This is a genomic window from Paractinoplanes aksuensis, assembly GCF_024137025.1.
GTDB lineage: Bacteria > Actinomycetota > Actinomycetes > Mycobacteriales > Micromonosporaceae > Actinoplanes > Actinoplanes aksuensis.
Window position 1 is genome coordinate 73954 of sequence record NZ_JAMYJR010000006.1, and the last position, 20559, is coordinate 94512.

22 protein-coding genes are annotated in these 20559 nt (G+C 69.5%); 15 read left to right on the forward strand and 7 right to left on the reverse strand.

What is annotated here, in order from left to right; genetic code table 11:
- Positions 1–20 precede the first annotated feature (20 nt).
- From M1L60_RS07925 to M1L60_RS07950, 6 genes are all read left to right on the forward strand, one after another.
- Positions 21–1142, forward strand: a complete 1122-nt coding sequence (locus tag M1L60_RS07925; RefSeq protein ID WP_253236659.1) for a sensor histidine kinase — start codon at positions 21–23, stop codon at positions 1140–1142.
- A complete protein-coding gene (locus M1L60_RS07930; RefSeq protein WP_253236660.1) occupies positions 1139–1795 on the forward strand; it encodes a response regulator in 657 nt (218 codons plus the stop codon). The genes M1L60_RS07925 and M1L60_RS07930 overlap by 4 nt, the downstream gene beginning before the upstream one ends.
- Positions 1796–1916: 121 nt before the next feature.
- On the forward strand, positions 1917–3542 hold the full coding sequence (locus M1L60_RS07935; protein WP_253236661.1) for a flavin-containing monooxygenase: 1626 nt from the start codon (positions 1917–1919) through the stop codon (positions 3540–3542).
- 11 nt (positions 3543–3553) lie between these two features.
- Positions 3554–4504 carry an alpha/beta hydrolase gene (locus M1L60_RS07940; RefSeq protein WP_253236662.1) on the forward strand — a complete coding sequence of 317 codons (951 nt, stop codon included), beginning with the start codon at positions 3554–3556 and terminating at the stop codon, positions 4502–4504.
- A gap of 125 nt (positions 4505–4629) precedes the next feature.
- A complete protein-coding gene (locus tag M1L60_RS07945) occupies positions 4630–4866 on the forward strand; it encodes an RICIN domain-containing protein (RefSeq protein ID WP_253236663.1) in 237 nt (78 codons plus the stop codon).
- Positions 4867–4923: 57 nt separating this feature from the next.
- On the forward strand, positions 4924–5862 hold the full coding sequence (locus M1L60_RS07950) for a rhamnogalacturonan lyase family protein (protein ID WP_253236664.1): 939 nt from the start codon (positions 4924–4926) through the stop codon (positions 5860–5862).
- Between the two features lie 24 nt (positions 5863–5886).
- Here the strand turns inward: M1L60_RS07950 and M1L60_RS07955 are convergent, their stop codons facing one another.
- Positions 5887–6534: an FMN-dependent NADH-azoreductase gene (locus tag M1L60_RS07955; protein WP_253236665.1), complete on the reverse strand. Its 648-nt coding sequence runs from the start codon at positions 6532–6534 to the stop codon at positions 5887–5889.
- 87 nt (positions 6535–6621) lie between these two features.
- Between M1L60_RS07955 and M1L60_RS07960 the strand changes: the two genes are divergently transcribed.
- Positions 6622–7053 carry a MarR family winged helix-turn-helix transcriptional regulator gene (locus M1L60_RS07960; RefSeq protein WP_253236666.1) on the forward strand — a complete coding sequence of 144 codons (432 nt, stop codon included), beginning with the start codon at positions 6622–6624 and terminating at the stop codon, positions 7051–7053.
- 15 nt (positions 7054–7068) lie between these two features.
- Here the strand turns inward: M1L60_RS07960 and M1L60_RS07965 are convergent, their stop codons facing one another.
- The 3 genes from M1L60_RS07965 to M1L60_RS07970 form a co-directional block, all read right to left on the reverse strand.
- On the reverse strand, positions 7069–7788 hold the full coding sequence (locus M1L60_RS07965; RefSeq protein ID WP_253236667.1) for a class I SAM-dependent methyltransferase: 720 nt from the start codon (positions 7786–7788) through the stop codon (positions 7069–7071).
- A gap of 302 nt (positions 7789–8090) precedes the next feature.
- A complete protein-coding gene (locus M1L60_RS48235) occupies positions 8091–8201 on the reverse strand; it encodes a hypothetical protein (protein ID WP_369077215.1) in 111 nt (36 codons plus the stop codon).
- A gap of 365 nt (positions 8202–8566) precedes the next feature.
- Positions 8567–10123, reverse strand: coding sequence for a pectate lyase family protein (locus M1L60_RS07970; protein ID WP_253236668.1), 1557 nt, complete (start codon positions 10121–10123; stop codon positions 8567–8569).
- Between the two features lie 229 nt (positions 10124–10352).
- Between M1L60_RS07970 and M1L60_RS07975 the strand changes: the two genes are divergently transcribed.
- Entirely contained in the window at positions 10353–10532 is a 180-nt protein-coding gene (locus tag M1L60_RS07975; RefSeq protein ID WP_253236669.1) for a hypothetical protein, read from the forward strand.
- Between the two features lie 265 nt (positions 10533–10797).
- On the opposite strand, the gene M1L60_RS07980 is transcribed toward M1L60_RS07975, so the two are convergent.
- Positions 10798–11970 carry a spore photoproduct lyase family protein gene (locus M1L60_RS07980; protein WP_253236670.1) on the reverse strand — a complete coding sequence of 391 codons (1173 nt, stop codon included), beginning with the start codon at positions 11968–11970 and terminating at the stop codon, positions 10798–10800.
- 448 nt (positions 11971–12418) lie between these two features.
- Here M1L60_RS07980 and M1L60_RS07985 point away from each other — a divergent pair, with 448 nt between their 5' ends.
- From M1L60_RS07985 to M1L60_RS08005, 5 genes are all read left to right on the forward strand, one after another.
- Complete coding sequence (locus tag M1L60_RS07985; RefSeq protein ID WP_253236671.1) at positions 12419–12898, forward strand: glutathione peroxidase; 480 nt, start codon at positions 12419–12421, stop codon at positions 12896–12898.
- A 65-nt stretch (positions 12899–12963) separates the two neighbouring features.
- Positions 12964–13878 (forward strand): AEC family transporter, encoded by a 915-nt coding sequence (locus tag M1L60_RS07990; protein ID WP_253236672.1) that lies wholly within the window; start codon positions 12964–12966, stop codon positions 13876–13878.
- 28 nt (positions 13879–13906) lie between these two features.
- Entirely contained in the window at positions 13907–14407 is a 501-nt protein-coding gene (locus M1L60_RS07995; RefSeq protein ID WP_253236673.1) for a flavin reductase family protein, read from the forward strand.
- Positions 14408–14454: 47 nt separating this feature from the next.
- A complete protein-coding gene (locus tag M1L60_RS08000) occupies positions 14455–15435 on the forward strand; it encodes a hypothetical protein (RefSeq protein WP_253236674.1) in 981 nt (326 codons plus the stop codon).
- Positions 15436–15589: 154 nt separating this feature from the next.
- Positions 15590–16030, forward strand: a complete 441-nt coding sequence (locus M1L60_RS08005) for a PPOX class F420-dependent oxidoreductase (protein ID WP_253236675.1) — start codon at positions 15590–15592, stop codon at positions 16028–16030.
- 272 nt (positions 16031–16302) lie between these two features.
- Here M1L60_RS08005 and M1L60_RS08010 read toward each other — a convergent pair whose 3' ends face one another.
- Positions 16303–16848 carry a VanZ family protein gene (locus tag M1L60_RS08010; protein ID WP_253236676.1) on the reverse strand — a complete coding sequence of 182 codons (546 nt, stop codon included), beginning with the start codon at positions 16846–16848 and terminating at the stop codon, positions 16303–16305.
- A 38-nt stretch (positions 16849–16886) separates the two neighbouring features.
- Between M1L60_RS08010 and M1L60_RS08015 the strand changes: the two genes are divergently transcribed.
- On the forward strand, positions 16887–17783 hold the full coding sequence (locus M1L60_RS08015; RefSeq protein ID WP_253236677.1) for a phosphotransferase family protein: 897 nt from the start codon (positions 16887–16889) through the stop codon (positions 17781–17783).
- A gap of 612 nt (positions 17784–18395) precedes the next feature.
- Positions 18396–19511, forward strand: a complete 1116-nt coding sequence (locus M1L60_RS08020) for an alpha/beta hydrolase family protein (protein WP_253236678.1) — start codon at positions 18396–18398, stop codon at positions 19509–19511.
- Here the strand turns inward: M1L60_RS08020 and M1L60_RS08025 are convergent.
- A complete protein-coding gene (locus M1L60_RS08025; protein WP_253236679.1) occupies positions 19499–20503 on the reverse strand; it encodes a sugar-binding transcriptional regulator in 1005 nt (334 codons plus the stop codon). The two genes, M1L60_RS08020 and M1L60_RS08025, sit on opposite strands and share 13 nt — an antisense overlap.
- Positions 20504–20559: the final 56 nt, after the last annotated feature.

Consider the following 20559-nt stretch of genomic DNA (forward strand, 5'->3'; position numbering starts at 1 on the left):
GACGCGGCTAGGGTGCCCGGATGTGGTGGCGCTCCCGGTGGCGGCCGCCGGTCGTGGACGCCTTGCTCGCGGTCGCGCTGGCGGCGGTCTGCATCCTGCAAGGGCTCGACGACGAGCTGGGTCGCTGGCGGCCGTTCGACCTGCCGGCGATGGTGCTGTCGGCGCTGGCCACGCTGCCGGTCGCCGTCCGCCGCCGAGCGCCCGTGGCCGTGCTGCTCACCTGCTACGGCTTCTGGGTCTGGCAGATCCTGCTCGGCTACAACCCCGTGGTCAGCACGTACGGCGTCCTCCTGGCCATGTACACGGTGGCCGCGACCCAGCCCCGCCGGATCACCGCCGCCCTGCTCGCCGTCAACCCGGTGATCTGGATCGTCACCGGCTTCACGACCGGGTTCGCCTCGCCGGCCGGGGTGCTGCTGACCGGCCTGGCCGTGCCGGCCGTCATCGCCAAGGTCGGCGACAGCGCGCGCCGGCTGGCCGCGGCCAACGAGGCGCGGGCCCGGCAGGCGGTCACCGAGGAAAGGCTGCGCATCGCCCGCGAGCTGCACGACGTGGTCGCCCACCACATGTCGGTGGTCGCCGTGCAGGCCGGCCTGGCCCGTTACGTGTTGCGCACCGACCCGCCCACGGCCGAGGCCGCGCTGTCCACCGTGCTGTCGACCAGCGCCGAGGCACTCGGCGAGATGCGGCGCGTGCTGTCGCTGCTGCGGGCGGGCGAGGAACCGGAGGACGACGCGCCCGCGCCGGGGCTGCCCGGCCTGCTGGCACTGATCGACCGCGTCCGCGCGGCCGGGGTTCCGGTCGAGATGCGGATCACCGGCGAGCCGCGGGTGCTGCCGCCGGGGCTCGACCTCTGCGTCCACCGGATCGTGCAGGAGGGCCTGACCAACGTGCTCAAACACGCCGCGCCCGCGACAGCCACAGTCACCGTCGGCTACGGCCATGACCAGGTCGAAGTCACCGTACGAGATGACGGCGCCCCCACCGCGGGCCACCGTTCACCGGGCGGGCAGGGATTGATCGGCATGAGGGAAAGAGCCTTGCTCTACGGCGGTACGCTCACGGCTGCGCCCCGGCCGGGCGAGGGCTTCGAAGTCCGGCTGACCCTGCCCATTCCCGAGGGAGACCGCCGGGCCCGATGACCAGCGTGCTCGTCGCCGACGACCAGATCCTCGTGCGGGCCGGCCTGGCCGCCCTGATCCGGGCCGCGCCGGGCTTCGAGGTGGTCGGCGAGGCCGCCGACGGCCGGCAAGCGATCGACCTTGCCGCCGCGTTGCGCCCGCAGGTCGTGCTCATGGACATCCGGATGCCGGGCATCGACGGCGTGGCGGCCACGGCCCGCATCCTGGCCGGTCCCCGTCCGGCGCCGCGGGTGCTGGTGCTCACCACGTTCGATCTCGACGAGTACATCTACGCCGCGCTGCGGGCCGGCGCCAGCGGCTTCCTGCTCAAGGAGACTCCGCCCGAGCGTCTGCTGTCGGCCATCCGTACGGTGGCTGAGGGTGACACGCTGTTGACCCCGAGCGTCACTCGGCGCTTGGTCGAGGCATTCGTGCCGCCGGTGCGGGCCGCTCCCGAGCTCAGCCCGCTGACCGCCCGCGAGATCGAGATCCTGCGCCTGGTCGGCAGCGGCCGCACCAACGCAGCGATCGCCGAGGCGCTGGTCGTCAGCGAGGCGACGGTGAAGACCCATTTGGCCCGATTGATGGGCAAGCTCGCGCTCTCGAGCCGGGCCCAGGTGGTCGTGACGGCGTACGAGACCGGCCTCATTGTCCCTGGTCGGCGCGAAGTCTGATGTTTCGTCGCACGGTGGAAACGTCTTCGAAACATTGACTCAATGCAGAATGCATTCTAGGTTGTGGCCTACGTCACGAACCGGTCACCCGTGGTGACCGAAGATTCGTAGGAGCCCGCCCATGTCCGTGAACCCCCAGGAGCCCTCAACCAAAACTCGAACGGTCGACGCTGTGATCGTCGGCGCCGGATTCTCCGGCCTGTATCTGCTGCACAAGCTGCGGCAGCAAAACCTGACCGCCGTCGTCTTCGAGGCCGGGACCGGCGTCGGCGGCACCTGGTACTGGAACCGCTACCCCGGCGCCCGGGTCGACGTCGAAAGCCTCGCTTACTCGTACTCCTTCTCCGAGGATCTCGAGCAGGAGTACCCGTGGGAGGAGCGCTACCCCACGCAGCCCGAGATCCTCAAGTACGCGAACCACGTCGCCGACCGCTTCGACCTGCGCAAGGACATCGTCTTCCGGACCCGCGTCACGAGCGCGGCCTGGGCCGAGGACCAGCGGACGTGGCTCGTGCGCACCGAGCACGAGGACGCCGTCACCGCCCGTTTCCTGATCATGGCAACCGGCTGCCTCTCCGCGCCGAAGCTGCCCGAGGTCCCCGGCATCGAGAACTTCAAAGGCACCTCGTACCAGACCTCGCGCTGGCCGCACGAACAGATCGACTTCACCGGTCAGCGGGTCGGCATCATCGGTACGGGATCCTCGGGCGTCCAGTCCATCCCGGTCATCGCCGAGACGGCCGACAGCCTGACTGTCTTTCAGCGCACCCCGTCGTACTCGCTCCCGGCCCGCAACCGGCGCCTGCGCGACGACGAGATCGCCGCGATGCGCGAGAACTACCGGGCGTACCGCAAGGCGCAGCGCGAATCCGGCGCCGGCGTCCCCGTCGAGGTCCCCACCAAGTCCGCGCTCGAAGTGTCCGAGCCGGAACGGAACGCGGCCTTCGAGGCGGCGTGGGAGAGCGGCAGCCTGGTCAACCTGCTGTCGACGTTCACCGACTTCGCCACCAACCAGCAGGCCAACGACACGGCCAAGCGCTGGATCCACGGCAAGATCCGCGACATCGTCCAGGACCCGCAGACCGCCGAGGACCTGTGTCCCGACTATCCGGTCGGCACCAAGCGGCCCTGCCTCGATACCAACTATTACGAGACGTTCAACGAACCTCATGTGCACCTGGTCAATCTGAAGCGCACCCCGCTGGTGGAAGTGACCGACAAGGGCATCCGGACCAGCGAGCAGGAGCACGAGTTCGACGTCATCGTGTATGCGACCGGCTTCGACGCCATGACCGGCGCGCTGACCAACGTCGACATCCGTGGCCGCGACGGCCTCTCGCTCAAGGAGACGTGGAGCGCCGGCCCGCGCACCTACCTCGGCATCGGCTCGGCCGGCTTCCCCAACCTGTTCATGATCACGGGTCCCGGCAGTCCGTCCGTGCTGTCCAACATGATCGTCTCGATCGAACAGCACGTCGACTGGGTCAACGACGTCATCGCCCATCTCGACCGTGAAGGCCTGCGCACCATCGAGGCCACCCCCGCCGCGCAGGACGACTGGGTCGACCACGTCAACCTGCTCGCCAGCTACACGCTCTACCCGCGCGCCAACTCGTGGTACATGGGCGCGAACGTCCCCGGCAAGACCAGGGTGTTCATGCCGTACTGCGGCGGCGTGGGGGAGTACCGCAAGAAGTGCGACGACGTAGCCGCCCGCGGCTACGAGGGATTCGAACTGGCCCGTTAAGGAGATTCGCCATGTCTCGTCGTGAACTGATCGACCCCGAAGTCCGCGTGCCTCTGGACCAGCTGCTCGAGGCCATGCCCGGCGGTTTCAACTCGGTCCCCGACATCGTCCAGCGCCGGGCCACCGTCGAAGCCATGCTCAGCGGCATCGAGGTCCCGGACAACCCCAACGTCAGCAAGGACGACCGTACGATCCCCGGCCCCGAAGGCGAGCCGGACGTCACGGTCCGGGTGTACCGCCCGGTCAACGCCACCGGCCCGCTCCCCGGCATCTTCTTCATCCACGGCGGCGGGATGATCCTCGGCAGCGTCGAGGGTGAGGACGCGACGGCCACGCTGATCTGCGACCAGACCAACGCCCTGGTCGTCTCCGTCGAGTACCGGCTCTCGCCGGAACACCCGCACCCGGCGCCGGTCGAGGACTGCTACGCCGGCCTCGTGTGGATGGCGAAGAACGCGGCCGAGCTCGGCTTCGACCCGGACCGGCTGGCCATCTACGGGGCCAGCGCCGGCGGTGGGCTGACCATCGCGACGGCGCTGCTGGCCCGTGACCGGGGCGGCCCGGCCCTGAAGTACATGATGCCGATCTACCCGATGATCGACGACACGAACACGACGGCGTCGAGCGACGAGATCGTCGACATCGGCATCTGGGACCGGGCCGGCAACATCGAGGCGTGGGCCTGGTATCTCGGCGGCCGGCCGGCCGACCAGTACGCGGCCCCGACCCGGGCCGAGGACCTGTCGGGTCTCCCGCCGGCGTTCATCGACGTCGGCACGGTCGACCTGTTCCGCGACGAGGACATCGCCTTCGCCCAGCGGTTGATGGCGGCCGGCGTACCGACCGAACTGCACGTGCACCCGGGCAGCTACCACGCGGCCGAGACGTTCGCCGCCGACGCGGCCCTGTCCCAGCGGATCTGGGCCATGCGGCTCGACGCCCTCAGGCGCGCGCTGGCCTGACGGCCACCGGGCCGGCCGGCTTCAAAGCCGGTCGGCCCGGATCTGGCGTGATTTCTGTTGTCGCGACGGGCCGGCGGCATCTACGGCAGTGAGGCGGCTCCGGCTTTCCCCGGGCGGAGTCCGACGTGCCGAGCGCCTCGACCACCTCGGGGACGCAGCTGCAGCAGTACGCCTGCGGCGACGGCACCGAGACGAATCAGCTGTGGACGTTCGCCGTCGACCGCCGCGTCGGGCAAGTTCGTCGTGAGGAGCGTCGCCACCGGCCTGTTTATCAGCAACAAGGACGGCTCGACGGCGGGCAAAATCCGATCGTCGAGGAGACGTGCTCGGACATCGCGCGCATGCAGTGGTCGTTCAACTAAGTCTCCGGCCCGACCGCGCCGACCTCGCCCCCTCCGACCGGCACGACCGGGCGGCAGATGGAAGACCTGGACCGCGGGCTGGTCAGCGTGCGGTCGGGCAGCAACAACCTCGTGTCGTGGCGACTGCTGGGCACCGAGGCCCAGGGCATCGGCTTCAATGTGTACCGCGCCGGGACGAAGCTGAACAGCACGCCCATCACGGCTTCGACCAATTACCTCGACCCGGGCGCGGCGGCCAATGCTTCGTACACGGTGAGGGCGGTTGTCGACGGCGCCGAGCAGGGTGACTCACCGGCCTCGTTGAGCTTCGCCAACGGCGACCTCGACGTGCGCATGCAGGTGCCGGCGGGTGGGACGACGCCGGACGGGATGGCCTACACCTACTCGGCCGACGACGCCTCGATCGCCGACGCGGACGGCGACGGCCGGGACGAGATCATGTACGGGGCGGCCGCGATCGACGACAACGGCAGCCTGCTGTGGCGGTCCGGCCTCGGTCACGGCGACTCGCTGCACGTCGGCGATCTGATCCCGTCGCGGGCCGGGCTCGAGGTCTACCGCCCTTCCGAGAGCACCTCGCAGCCGACCGACGCGATGCTCGCCGCCCGCACCGGCGCCCGGATCTGGACCCACGCCTCGTGCGGCTGCGACAACGGCCGCGGCGTCGCCGGCGACATCTACGCGGGCAGCGCCGGCGCCGAAGCCTGGTCGTCCTCAGTGGACGGTTTGTCGAACACCAGTGGCCAGAACGTAGGCCGCAAGCCGTCGTCGACCAACTTCCTGATCCGGTGGGACGGCGACCCGGTGCGCGAACTGCTCGACCAGACCCGCATCGACAAGTACGGCACGGGTGGGGACACCCGGCTGCTCACTGCGTCCGGGGTCAGCTCCAACAACACCACCAAGGCCACCCCGGCCCTGTCGGGCGACCTGTTCGGCGACTGGCGGGAGGAAGTGGTCTGGCGGCTCAGCGACTCACGGGCGGTCAGCCCTTGACCAAGACGCACCACCTGGTCGCGGTCACCCGCGGGCGTCGCCCGGCAGGAACAGTTTGGCCGCGTCGCGGGCCTCGGCGTGGGCCCGGCGACGGCCGGTGTCGGCGTCGGCGGTGGCCAGGTTGGGCCGGAAGTGGATGCTGCGGATGTCCTCGACGCCGGCCCACCGCAACCACTCTTCGAGGTACGGGGCCTGGAAGTCGGCGCCGAAGGCCGGGCCCCGCTCCGGCCCGTAGACCGCGCTCGTGTAGATCACGGCGGCGCGCTTGCCCCGCAACAGGCCGCGGTAGCCGGCGACAGGGTCGAAGCCGAAGACCAGGCCGGGCTGGCTCACGACGTCGATGAACTGCTTGAGGATGTACGGAACCCCGGCATTCCACATCGGCACGCTCAGCACGTACCGGTCGTAGGAGTCGAACCGGCGGAACGTGTCGATCGCGGCCTGCCACGCCTGGGCCGCCGCGCCCTGAGGTTCCTCCCCGGCGAAGACCGCCATCTTGGCCGCGGCCGCGTCGGGCCCGAAGGCGGGCAGGGTGCCGTCCCACAGGTCGTACTCGTCGATCGGTGTTTCCGGGGAGACCTCGCGCAGCGTGTCGAGGAACGTGGCCGCGATGGCCAGCGACTCGGACTGCGGACCGCGAGGCGAGGCGGAGAGGTGCAGGACCTTGTGCATGACGGGAGCCCTTCTCGGAGAATGCGTGCGCACGCACATTGTTACGCTGATGCGTGCGCACGCACAAGAGTTGGCTAGGCTGGGGTGATGGGCGACACCGACACGGCCGCGTGGGCGGCCCTGCTGCGCGTGCACGCGGCACTGGTCCCACACATGGACAAAGAGTTGCAGGCTGCCTGTGGCTTGCCGCTGACCTGGTACGACGTGCTGCTCGAGCTCAATTCGGCCCCCGGCCGCCGGCTCAGCATGACCGAACTGGGAGATGTGGCGGTGGTCAGCCGCACTCGCGCCAGCCGCGTCGTCGACCAGCTGGTCGCAGCCGGCCTGGTGATCCGGGAAACCAACCCCGACGACAAACGCTCGGCGTACGCGGTGATCACCGACGCCGGCCGCAAACGCCTGCGCGCCGCCGCACCGACCTATCTGGCCGCGATCGAGCGCCTGTTCACATCCCGCATGACCAAGACGGAAGCGGCCACGGTGGCCGCCGCACTGGAAAAGGTCCTGGCCGCCGAATAACCGGCCGCCTCGCGGCTACGGAGTGGCCGGCCGCAGCACTGCCAGGTACTCGTGTTCCGTCCGGAGCTCGGCCGGATCGATCCCGGCCAGCTTCAGGCCGGTGCCTTCGAGCAGCAGGGTCAGGTCGGCCGGTGAGTAGCAGCGCAACCTCTGGCTGATCGCCTCATCCGGCTGGTCGACCGGCCACCACGTGTCGGTGGCCGTGCACGTCACCTGGTCGAACGTGGTGCGCTCACGCAGCTCGTACGCGTATCCCTGCTCGGGGTCGGGTCGGCGATGCTCCTCGTCGCCGTGCCACGACTGCCAGACGAACGGATTACTCACGTCGATCAGCGCGGTGCCGCCGGGCCGCAGCCACTCACCGGCGATCCGGGCCAGAAGCCGCCGCTGGTCGGCGTCGCTACCCACCCCGAAGCCGTTGAAGTAACAAACAACGTCAAATTCCTTCCCCAGCCGTACGGTGTAAAAGTCCTCATTGACGACGGTGAGCCGCTCCGCAGGCGTCTGAAACCGCACCCGATCAGTGAGCTCGACGGCAGTGACGGTGTGCCCGTCCGCCGCCAGCACCGCCGCCGTGGTCCCGTAGCCCGACCCGAGTTCCAAGACCCGCAACGGCCCGTCACCCACATGCGCGCGCACCTTGGCCGCACGCTCATGGTCTCGATCGCCGACCTTGGCCTCGGCCGGCCCCCACCAGGTCCCGGTCCGCGAATAGAACTCCTTGACCCACTCCATACCGGCACCTCAACACGCCCCGCCACCCCGGGCAACCGGTTTCACGCCACCCGGCCCAGCCCCGCAATCGCCAATCGATTGCCGGACCCGGGTCCGGACCCGGACCCGAACCCGGGAGTGGGCAGCCGGCATCGGTAGCAGCACGGCCAGGGCAGCCGGCAGCGGCCGATCGCTGATCGCGGGCCGCTCGCCGGCAACCGGCGTCGGCAGCGGCACCTGTAGCGGCAGCGGCCACCACCCGATCGCCCGGTCGATAATCGCTTGGCGTTCGGGTCGAGTGGCGGCTTGGCGGTGGCGGCCGATCAGTCCGGCGCGGTGAGTAGCAGGTCGGTCAGGGCGAGGCCCAGGTGGAGGGTCAGGCGGGTGCGGCCGTCGTCGAGGTCGAGGCCGGTCAGGTCTCGTACTCGGGACAAGCGCCCGGGGCCTTCTGCCGCCAGGTCACCGCCTTCGTCACCGAATACTCGGCGACGAAGGCGGCAACCACCACGGCCGCCTAGGACAGACACGCCTCCGCAGTACGGCGCATGCCTGTCTCGGCCGTCCGGGGCTCACGCGCCCCATCTTCGGGCGCGTACCTCTCGGCCATCGAGGGCGCAGGGACTGGGTCGGTTGGGCTCGTCTGTGCTCGCAACTGGCGAGCATGCGCGTACTCCCGCGACCAGTTCGTGTGTATCGCAGTCGGCCGGAATCGTGCGCCTGCAACGCGTGTGCGCTGCCCTGATGGCATGGTCAATCGCCGCGTGCACCCCCGGGTCGGCCGAGGGTGCACGTTTGGCCGCTAGGACGCGTACGTTTCGAATTCGGCGATGCGCGGCGCCGCGCCGGCGCCGGTGATCTCGAAGGTGACCTTCTTCAGGGAGGTCGCCGTGAAGCTGATGACGCCGGAGCCGCTGCCGGTCTTGAGCACTGCGCCGGTGTCGGCGTTGAGGACCCGGTAGGCGCTGATCGAGCCGCCGCCGGAGGACTCGCGGATGTTGATGCGGCCGACCGTGGTGGCGGCGCTCCACTTGATGGAGATGGAACCGGTCGCGCTGCTCGGCGACCAGTAGGTGCTGAGGCTGCCGTCCTTGACGTTGCCGTAGCTCGTACCGCTGGCCTTGCTCGAACCGTCAGCGCCGCCGGACAGGCTCAGGTTCGTGCCGCTGGGCGTGGTCGGCGGGGGCGTGGTCGGGTTGGGTGTGGTCGGGTTGGGCGTCGTGGGGTTCGGCGTGGTCGGCTGCGGGCCGGTCGTCGAGCAACTACCGGTCGACGTACGAATGCCGGTGTTGGCGCCCGCGGTCTGCCGCACCACGTCCGGGGTGCAGGAGCCACCGTCCAGACGGTACGAGTAGGGGACGCTGACGCTGGTGGTCGAGGTCAGGTTCGGGCCGGCCGGCTTGTTGTCGCTGCCGGGGCTCGACCAGGTCACGTTGTCGAGCACGTTGCCCGCGACCTGCCAGTAGCCGGCCGCGTCGGTGTAGAACGTGCCGAGCACGTCCTTGGAGTCCTCGAAATAGTTGTTCTCGACCTTGGCCCGGGCACCGGCGCGCGAGTTGATGCCCGACTCGTGCAGTTGGTAGTAGTAGTTGTTGTAGATGTGCGCGATACCGCCGCGCAGCAACGGCGTACGGGAATCGATGTTCTCGTAGCGGTTGTGGTGGAACGTGACGAAGCCGTTGCTCGTGTCGCTCTCGCTCGAGCCGATGAGCCCGCCGCGGCCCGAGTTCCGCAGGATGCTGTACGACAAGGTGACGTACTGCGTGTTGTCCTTCATGTCGAACAGGCCGTCGTAACCCTCCGACTCGCCGCCGCTCGCCTCGAGCGTCACGTGGTCGACCCAGACGTTGCGGACCGTGCTCTCCATGCCGATGGCGTCACCGCCGTTGGAGGTGGGGGAGCCCGACTTCTTGACGTTCCGCACTGTCACGTTCTGGATGATGATGTTGCTCGAGTCCCGGATGTGGATGCCGAGCTGGTCGAAGACCGCGCCGCTGCCGACCCCGATGATCGTGACGTTGCTGATCTCCTTGAGCTCGATCTTGTCGGCCGCCGTGTTGCAGCTGTTGCCCGACACCTTGGTCGTGTTTCCGTGGTTGATCGTGCCGGAGACCTCGATCGTGATCGGGGTACTGCTGCTGGCCCGCCCGCAGAGGGCCTGGTGGATCTGGGTGCCGGTGGTGGCTCGTACGGTGGATCCGCCGTTGCCGCCGGTCGTGCCGCCGTTGCTGCTGGCGTACCCGTCGGCCGTGCCGACCGCGGCCGCGCTGGCCTGGTGGAGTGGTAGCGCGATGACGATGGCCGCGCCGGCGGCTCCCGTCGCCAGCGCCGCCAGGGCACGTTTGGCTGTCCGTCTCATGGGTTCGCTCCTTGTCGCATACCGGGCTCTGCCAGTACGAACCGTTCCCCCAGGGTCCGCGACCGTCCGGGCCGCAGACCAGCCACCCACGCGGCGATTCGTATGCAGGAAAGCGCTTACCTCTGCGAGGATAGAAAGGCGTGAATACCGAATGCAAGCGTTTGCAGTGTTTGCATCGCATGGCCTGGCGCTGAGCGGGTATCAGCGCTGGTAGACGAAGGAGGCTGACATGAGTTCCCGCCAATCGAACGAGCAGCCCGATTTCGAACGCCCGATCGACCTCACCGATCTGCCCGAGCGCGGCGAGAAGCCCCAGCCCGGGCGGATTCCCGAGCACCACCCGGACGACTCCGGCCTGCCCGGCGACGTCCCCGGCCCCAGCGGCCCCGACACGCCACGCCGCGAGTAACGCCTGCTGACCCGCAGTTTCCCGGCATCCCGCACCCCGAGTGGCGCGGGATGCCGCTGCGCGTCCGACCGCCTTATGGCCCGTTGTCCGACGATCGCACCGCCGGTTGTCTGACAATCACGCAGTCCGTTTGTCTGACGATCGCACCGCCCGCTGCCGCCGCCGCTGCGCTGCCCGAGCCGCTGCCCCTTTGTCTGACGATCGTGCAGCCTGCTTGTCTGACGGTCATGTCGCCGGGTGTCTGGCGGGCATGCCACCCGTGGGGCTACGTCCAGTACAGGATCCGGCACGCCGGCAGTTGGGCCGCGATCTCGTGCTCGAACCAGCCGCGCAGCTCGGCCATGATGCCGGCCGGGTAGACGTACTTCACGGCGCCGAACTTGCCGTGCTTGCGGGTGCGGGATTCCTCGTCCATCTCGAGCCGGGTGCGGGGGTACCAGCCGAGCAGCACCTCTTTGCTGCCCGGGGTGAAGCGATGCGTGATCAACTCGGCCGTCAGATCCAGATCGGGCACGCCGTCGACCGCGGCCGCCACCGCAGCGAGCAGCTCGCCGTAGTGGTCGCGCCAATTGTCGACCGTCATGATGGGCGCGATCGTCAGGCCGACCGGATACCCGCCGAGCGCCAGCTTCCGCAGGGCCGCCAGGCGCTCGGCCAGGGGACTCGTGCCACCCTCCATCCGGGTGGTGACCGGCAGGCAGTTGACGCTGAACCGCACCCGCGTGCGCCCGTTGTGTGACAGTCCGACAAAGCCGTCCACGTCGCCGAACTTGGTCGTCCAGCGCAGCTGCACGGGCGCGTCCCAGGCCCCGAAATGCTCGACCGCCCGGCGCCAGCTGCCGGTCAGATGCTCCAGCGCGAGCGGATCGGTGTAGCAGGACGCCTCGAACGTTGTGCCCTCGTCGCGTCGGGCGACACGGCGGGACGTGATGGTCCCCTTCCCTTCGTACGCGGAAAGGTTGTCGAGAATGTCGTCGAGGTCGGCGTACACGCGGGTGACCGGCGGGCCCGACAACGAGCCGGCTAGATAGCAGTACTGGCAGTGCGCGGGGCAGCCCTCGGCCAGGTCGAAACGCCAGTCCGCGCTGGGTGCAATCGGTTGCAGCCGGCGGCGCGACGGCGGGCTGACCACGATCGCCAGCGTCGACTTGGCCCGCGCGTACGTCTGGCGGTCGTTCTCGCCCCGGACCCCGGTCAGCCGGGCTGACGGAAGCCGTTCGACCTCGATCCCGTAGGCCTCGATCCGCGCCATGATGCGGCGGCCGTGCGGATGGTCGTACGCGGGCGGGGTGGCCACGACCCGCTTCGGGAACCACTGCCGGGCCGGCCGGGCGGGCGGCGCGACATCGCTCAGATCGTGCGTGGGCACGCGCTCGCCGCTGGCGCTGTGCGGCGCGGCCGGGTCGTCGAGCGCGAGGGGCAGATCCAGGTCGGTCACCCTCGCCCAGTACCCCAGCCAGCGCGGATGTACCGTGGCACCCGAACCGGTAGTCGGTTTGGCGTCCACCGCGACTGCCCTCGCCCCGGCTTGCGGACGTCTTCGCCCGGCCCGCGCCCGGCCGGGCAAACGCCGACCGGTAGTCAACGTGTCGCGGCCGGCGCGATTGTCGTTCGGTTGCTGGCCCACTGCGGCTGGCAGTGGTCTGTCGCGGATGACCGCAGCAACCGGCCGGTGGCCGGTTGCTGCGGTAGGTAGCGGCTGTTGCGTTGCGGCTGGTGGTCGGTTGCTGCGGCAAAATGGCCGCCGACGCGCTGCGACCGGTGGCTGGCGGATATTGTCGGCCGGGCCGATGGAAAGACAACAACCGGTCGATGCGGCCGGGAATCCGGCCGAGCATCGAGTGGAGCCCGGTCATGCGGGTTCAGACCGAAGGAGCGGAGAAGCGATGACGGCGATCCAGGACATTCCGCTGACGACCATTTCCGGTGGGACGAGCTCGCTCGGCGACTACGCCGGGCAGGTGCTGCTGGTGGCGAACGTCGCGTCCAAGTGCGGTCTCACCCCGCAGTACGACGGGCTCGAGAAGCTGCACGAGCAGTACCGTGACCAGGGCTTCTCCGTCCTCGGCTTCCCGGCCAACGACTTCGCCGGCCAGGAGCCGGGCCGCGACGACGAGATCGCCGAGTTCTGCCGCAGCACGTACGGCGTCGAGTTCCCGATGTTCTCGAAGATCGCCGTCCTCGGTCCCGACCGCCACCCGCTCTACGCCACCCTCGGCGGTGACCAGGACGTGCAGTGGAACTTCGAGAAGTTCCTGATTTCCCGTACGGGCGAGGTCGCGGGTCGCTTCGCGCCGGGTGTCACGCCCGACGACGCCCAGCTGGTGAGCGCGATCGAGCAGGAACTCAAAGCGACCCGGCCCTGACGCCTGTTCATGATCGAGGTACGAACGGACCGCCGTTCTGAGACAGGCCGCAGCCGCCCGGGGTCATGATCTCGGCGCTGTCCGGCTTCGCTGTCATCGGCGTGATCGTGCTGGTCGGTTGGATTGTCGGACGGTCGGACGTGCTGCCCGCCGAGACGCAGGCGGTGGGCGGGCGGCTCGCGTTCGTGGTGCTGACGCCCTGCCTGATCTTCAGCGGGGCCGCCGCCTCCGATCCGGGGGCGCTGCTCTCACGACCGCTGATCGTGTCGACGGCGGCGGCCCTGCTCTGTTTCGGGCTGCACGCGTTGACGACCCGGGGCCGCGACACCGGTACGCGCATCGTGGGGGCGCTGGCCGCCGGGTATACCAATGCCACGTACATCGGGGTGCCGGTCGCGACCTATGTGCTGCGCGACACCGCGTTGGTCGTGCCCATCGTCCTGCTGCAGTTGCTGATCATCACGCCGGTCGCGCTGACGGTTCTGCAGTTCGTCACCACCGGTCACGCGTCCTGGCGTACGTCGCTGACTGCTCCCTTCCGCGTGCCACTGACCGTGGCGGTGGCGTTGGGCGTGCTGGTCGCGGTGACCGGAATCGAGTTGCCGAGCGTGCTGGCCGAGCCGATCACGGCCATCGGCCAGGCCGCCGTACCCGTCGTACTTCTGGTCTTCGGTATGTCGCTCTCGGGACGCCGGGTGCTCGAGGCCGGCCCCGACCGCCGCCCGATCGTCGCGGCGGTCGTCCTCAAGACCGTGATCATGCCCGCGCTCGCGTTCCTGCTGGCGCTGGCCCTGCGGCTGCCGCCCGCCCAGGCGTACGCGGTGACGATCATGGCGGCCCTGCCGACCGCCCAGAACATCTTCCTGTACGCCCAGAGCTTCGGCACCGCCCAGATCCTCGCCCGCGACGCGATCTTCCTGTCGACGCTGGCCTGCGTGCCCGCGCTGCTGATCATCACCCTGCTGCACACCTTGACTTGAAGTCAGCTTCACGTTCTAGGGTCGTGAGGTGCTCCCCAGTGTTCGTACCGGCGTCGCCGATCAGTTCAAGGCGGCGTTCCGCCGTTACCCCACCGGCGTGGCCGTGATCACCGCGGCCGGGCCGGTCGGGCTGACCGCGTCCAGCGTGGCCTCGGTGTCGGCCGACCCGCCCGCCCTGTCGTTCTCGGTGATGGCGTCGTCGTCGGCCCGCGCGATCCTCGAGGCGCCCAGCTTGGTGGTCAACCTGCTCGGCCCCGGCGCCGTGGCCCTGGCCGAGGCGTTCGCGGCCGGTGGCGGCCCCCGATTCACCCCCGACCAGGGCTGGGACTACCTGCCCACCGGCGAACCGGTGCTGACCACCGCCCTAGCCTCACTGCGCGGCGTACCCCTCGACCGCGTCCCGGTCGGCACGTCCACCCTGGTCATCCTCCAGATCGACGACGTCCTGCTGGGCCCGCCGACCGGCCACCTCGTCTACCACAACCGCGCCTACATCGAGACCCCCCACCATGACCGCGCCGCATCCTGACGGCCGAGTTTCGCGGCCCGGCGACTCCGGCAACGAGTCGCGTCACCATGACCGCGCCGCGTCCTGACGAGTGGGATCGGGCCTTTCACGCCTACGGCCCGGCGCGGGGTGGCGACGTTCTGCTCGAGGTGCTCCGGCGTGGCGTCGAGGAGGCGCATATCGAGGAGCATCCCGACGCGATCTGGTGGCAACAGCCATACGTCTTCCTGTGGTCCGCCTTGTACCGCGGCGGACGGATCACCCCGGCCACAGTGCTGGGCCTTCGATACCTGACCGAAGCCGTGACCGCGGATGACTTCGGCGGCGCTGACCAGTCGTTGCTCCCGGCCGTCCTTTCGTGGCTGCGGGACGTGAGCCGCGCAGCATTGGCGGGCCCCGATCCGGGCGACCAGCCGGCCGTGTCCGGGGCTGCTTCGGCGGGCGCCGATCTGAACGATGCCCGCCGCGTGGCAGCTCGGCGCGACGAGCCGGCTGTCACCGCGTGGCTCGACGAATATCTGCGGACCGAGCGGTCGATCCTCGAATGGACCGATTCCGACGAGCCCGGGCGGATCCTGCTCGCTGCGGCTCGGGTGGACTGCGTCGACTTCCTGCCCCACTGCTTCGAAGCCGTTTCGGTGCTGCTCGCCCCGCACCATCCGGACAACGTGCGGGCGGCCGCGGCCAGCGCCGCCGCCTCGCTGGTCGGACACCCGGAGCTGCGCCGCCACCGCGACGAGATGATCGCCTACCATGCTCGCGAGGCCCGCCACGGAGCACCGCACCACCGGGCTTCGATGGTCGTCGGGCTCGGCGAGCTGGGCGGTGTGACACGGCCTTGGCTCGATGACCCCGAATTGGGCGTACGGGTCTGTGCCGCTCTGGCCCCGGGCCTGGCCGGCGACCCGGCGGCGTTCGAAGTGCTGCGCGACGCCGCACTCGACCTCACGAGGCTGGATCCGCCCTTCGCCGGGAGCATGTACCTGCATCAGCGGCCAGACCTGGGGCGAGCTGTGACCGAGGCGCTTCGACCCCCCGCTACCCGGTAGCCGGACGGCCGGCGCCGACCGCCTCGAATCGGCAAGCTGGCTGCTTGATGCAGTGCCGGACCGCACCGCCAAAGCGCGCTGATGGCCGGATCCCGCGTTCCGCGTGCGAGACTGATCGCTCGGCCCAGCCGGCGTTTCGAGAGCGGGAGGCGTCATGTCGTTCACCGATGAAGAGGTCGCCTACCTGCGATCCCAGCCTTTGGCACGGTTGGCGACCGCCGGGCCGGAGGGTCAACCCGACGTCATGCCGGTCGCGTTCGAGTTCGACGGGACGGTCTTCTGGGTCGGCGGATCGGGTGAAGCCGTCCTGACGACCCGTAAGTTCGTCAACGTCCGATCCGGCCGGCCCCGGGTCGCGCTGGTCGTCGACGACATGGTGTCGTTCGATCCGTTCATCGCCCGGGGGATCCGCGTGTACGGCGACGCCGACGGCCCGGTCGAGCGGGTCGGCCTGATCGGCCCCGGACTCTTCCTGCGCATCACGCCCCGGATCTCATGGAGCTGGAACATGGCCGGCGAACCGGTCGGCGCCACCTGGTACGAGGCGCGGCGGGCCGAACACCGCGGCAGGCCGGACCAACCGGCAACTTCGTAGCGAAGTGGCCGCGACGGCCCGCCTTTTCTCACCTGGCTCGGCATCTATCCGGACGACCGGATGCTGTGGCAACGCTCCTGCACGCCGGGCTCACCGACGGGGTCGTCGACGGCCCAGCGGCGTCAGGGGATGGCACGAGTCTCATCGAGACGAGTTCGGTGGAGCCGGCCCGGCGCGAACAGGGGTCTGGTGACAAATCCACCGCGAAGCTGCGCACGTACACCTCGGTGATGCGCCGCGCAGGTCACCCCGATCCTGGCCCACACCGCACCTCAGCCCGGCGAAGTCTCGACCCTGTCCGGGCTCGGCGTGCCAGTGCGCCACCAACGGCGTGAGGCGACGGCGGCCAGGACGGCGCCGCCGGCATTGAGCAATACGTCGTCCACCGACGAGACCCGGTCCAGGCGCAGGACGTACTGCGCGGTCTCGACCAGGATCGAGCCGGTCGTGGCCAGAGCCAGAATGCGCGGCAGCGACGCCAGCCACGCGAACCGGATCGGGGCGAAGAAGCCCAGGGCCGCGAACACGAGCAGGTTGCCGACGATCTGCACCGTCGCCGTGAACGGGCCGGCCGCGACCACCTCGACCAGGTCGTGCAGCGGCACCAGGTTGACCCGCCGCCGATCACCGTTCGATCCGCCGTTCGGCAGCAGGATCATCCAGACCCAGGGCACTGTGCCGTAGACGATGCCCACTTCGCCCAGTGACCGCCGCCACCTCAGAGGATCGTTCCGACGGCTGGCGAGAATCCATACCGTCAGTACGGCCAACGGCAGGGCGGCCAGCGTGATGACGACGACGTCGCGGATCGTGAGCATGTGGACGTCATGCTAGCCCGGACCGTCATGCTGGGAGCGTGACGAGGTCTTGGCTGGGTGAGCCGACGGTGACGGCCCTGCGGGAGGGGCTTCGGGTGGTGGCGCCCGCGCTCGCCGACGGCGTGATCGTGCCGCGCGGGCTGGTGCCGAGCGAGGACCCACGCTGGTGTGCGGCCAGCGCGATGGTCGACGAGCGGTTCGTGGTGAAGTTCGCGTGGTCGGAGGAAGCGGCCGAACGGGTCTGCTACCGGGCGCGCGTGCTGGATGCGCTGCGCGGTGCCGCCCCGGCGATTCCGTTACCCGAGGTGGTCGCGGCCTCCGAGTCGCCGGCCATGGTGGTCCTGCGGCGGGTGCCGGGCCGGCCCTTCTTCCAAGTACGACACCAGGTCGACCCGGCCGCGGCCGCCCGCGACCTGGCCGGTGTGCTGGCGGCCCTGCACGATCCAGCCGTTCTGCGTACGGTATCGGCGCTGTTGGGCCCATTGCCGAAGCGGACCGAGAACGTGCCGCCGGGCCGGTGGTGGAACCGCCTGCGGCCATGGTCCGAATGGGCCGACCAAGTGCTGACAATCCCCGGCCGTACGGCGTTGGTGCATGGCGACTTCCACGGCGACAACCATGTGTGGCGGTCCAACCGGCTGCGTCTGGTCGTGGACCTGGAGACGGTCGGCGTGGGAGAGCCGGAGTACGACCTGCGCTGCTTGCCCGCCGATTGCGGGGTCGAGATGTTCCTCGCCGTCGTCTCCGATTACGAGGCGTTGACCGCAACACCGGTGAGCCTCGATCGAGTTATGGCCTGGCACCTGCGCACCGTGGTCGGTGATATGGCGTGGCGGACTGAGGCCGGCGTCCCGTTACCGGACGGGCGGGCGCCGGACGAGTGGATCGACGACCTGCTCAGCCGATTCGCGGCGCTGGACATCTCGGCAACCTAGGTCCTTTCAGGCCTGGGCGGAGCTGCGGCGCGGAGGGGCGAGTGATGTTGCCCGGGTTGCTTCGAGGGTGGGGTAAGACCTTGGGGCTCCGCCCCAATCCCCGGCCGCTCGAGAAGATCAGGAAGGGCCTACTGCGGGGGCTTGGCTGATCTCCCCGGGGCGACACCCAGGAGCGAATCGCAAGATGAGGGGATCCGCAACCACACCCCGGTTGCGGATCCCCTCATCTCACGATGGGGCTTGGATGCCGCCCCGGGGAGATCAGCCAAGCTACAAGCGCTACCGGCAGGGTGCGCACGCGCGCCCCACCACTCAGGCTGGCCTGGGTGAGGGAAGTCTTGGCTTCGTCCACAGCGCGGAAGCCTGACCGCCGACCCGGCTCGGGCTTCCTCGGCTCAGCCCTGCGATCAGAGAAGCGCCGACCACAACGTCAGGGTGAGTTGGAACTCCGCGAGGTTGGGGCCGAGGGCCACGCAGGGCGTAGCTGCTTTTCAGCCCAGCGTGGCCACCCTCGGCCCCAACCGTCCCAGCGCGACCGAATCTCCGGTGGTGCGCTAGCGCCAAGTAGTTTGCTGTGGAAACCTATTGGCAGGCTAGACACATGGAGGATTCATGACCACTGCACTGTCCCGGCGCCATTTGCTTACTGCTGCGCTCGCTGCCGGCGCGGCTTTGCCCATGGCCGATCCAGCCTGGGCCAGCCGGGTGCGGCTCACGCTGCCCAAGCCGACCGGGCCTCATGCCGTTGGCAATGTTGAGCTGCATCTTGTTGGTGGGGGGCGGGACCTGATGGCCACCGTCTGGTATCCGGCGGGGCGGGGTGGGGGTCGGGTCGCGGCCTGGATGCCTGATGCGCCGTGGCGGGCTTTGGTGGACGCGGTGGGGTTTGATGCGGGTGCGGTGGCGGCACCTCTGACGGCGGCGCGGGACGGTGCGCCTGTGTTGAAGGGGCGGCGGCCGGTAGTGCTCTATTCGCATGGGAACGACACGTGTCGGTCCGAGACCACCATTGTGGTGCAGGAGCTGGTCAGCCACGGGTATGTGGTGGCCACCGTGGATCACACGGGGGACGGGTACACGCTCTTCCCGGATGGGCGGGTCGGGCTGCCGGATGCTGACCTCTTCAACCCGTGGGACTCGGCGCACGACATGCGGGTGTTGCTCGACAAGCTCGAGGTTCTCGCGGCGGGGCGTAACCCGGATGCTGAGCGTCGCCCGCTTCCGGTGGGGTTGGGCGCCGCGCTCGACCTGAGCCGTGTGGGGATGTTCGGGTGGTCCAAGGGGGCCACCTCTACAGCGCTGGTCATGAATACCGATCGGCGGGTGCGGGCGGGCATCGCGTTCGACGGGGAGATGCAGTCGCAACCGCCGGTAGCGGGGCTTTCTCGGCCGTTCATGGTGATGAGTGCTGCGTTTCCGCGGGACGTGGAGCCCAGTGTCGAAGAGTTCTGGCAGTTGCTGCGGGGGTGGCGGCTCAACGTGCACGCCGTGGGGGCGGCGCACGGGTCGTACAACGATCAGCAGTGGCTTGTTCCGCAGATCGCTCGGATCAGCGGGCTCAGTGACGAGGAACTGCTCGACTGGTGCGGCACGCTGGACCCGGCGCGGGCCGTTCGCATTCAGCAGGCGTACCCGTTGGCGTTCTTTGATCTGCATCTGCGGGGGCGGCGGCAGCGGCTGATGGAAGGGCCCAGCCGCGCGTTCCCCGAGGTTCGCTACTTGCCCTGATCGGTCAGGCTACGGGCCACCTGCAGGTCGGTGATGAGGACGTTGACCCAGCCGCCGCGTAGTGCGGCCTTGATGGCTGTGCTTTTGCGCAGGCCGCCGGCTACGGCTACGCGGCGGGGGATCTCTCGCAGGGTCTCGGCGCCGATTCCCAGCACCCGGTCGTCGAACGAGGATTCGATGTGGTCGCCGGCCTGGTCGAAGAAGCGCATGCAGACGTCGCCTACCGCACCGGCCTGGCGTAGGCCCGGTAGCTCGCTCTCGGCGAAGGCGTTTCCGCTCTCGCGCAGCAAGGGGCTGGGCTCGATGCTGCCCACGCCGACCAGGGCCATCGTCAGGTCTTCGCAGGCGCGCAGGACCGGCTCGATGTTGGGGTCGGTGACGAACATCTGGCGCATGTCGCCGGACGCCAGCAGTCCGGGGGCCTGCAGATACACCGCTTGGGCGCCGGTCAGGGCCGACAGGCGGCCGGTGATGCGGGTGGCCTGGGTCTGGGCGGTCACGTTGCCCACGCCGCCCAGCATCTGGACCACCTGGTCGGCGACCTGGGTCGGCCGCGGGTGCATGGCCTCGACGGTGGCCAGGATGGTCGAGCTCCACGACGAGACGCCGATGCGCTCGCCGCCCATCAGGGTCGTCTCCAGGTAGACCGCGGCGGCGGCGCCCAGCGCGCGCATCACGTGGCTCTCGTCGGCGTGGTCGTCGGTGTCGGCCACGATCACCTCGGTGACGCCGTACTGCCGCTCGATCTGTTCCTCGAGCTCGGCGTAGACGCCCCGGGGAGCGATGACCGTCGTCCGCACGATGCCGAGTTCGACCGCCCGTTTGAGCAGGCGGGAGACGCGCGGCTGCGAGATGTGCAGCTGCGCGGCGATCTGAGGCTGCCGCATGCCCCGCTCGTGGTACATGCGGGCCACCTTGGTCAGTAACCGGATCTGGTCAGTGGCGACCTCGTCCAGGGCGGCTGCGCGTGCCGCCGGGTAACGCTCTGCCACTCCGGTCCTCCCGTGTGCGTCCTGCGCAGGAGAATATCCATTCAGCCTGCGTCCGT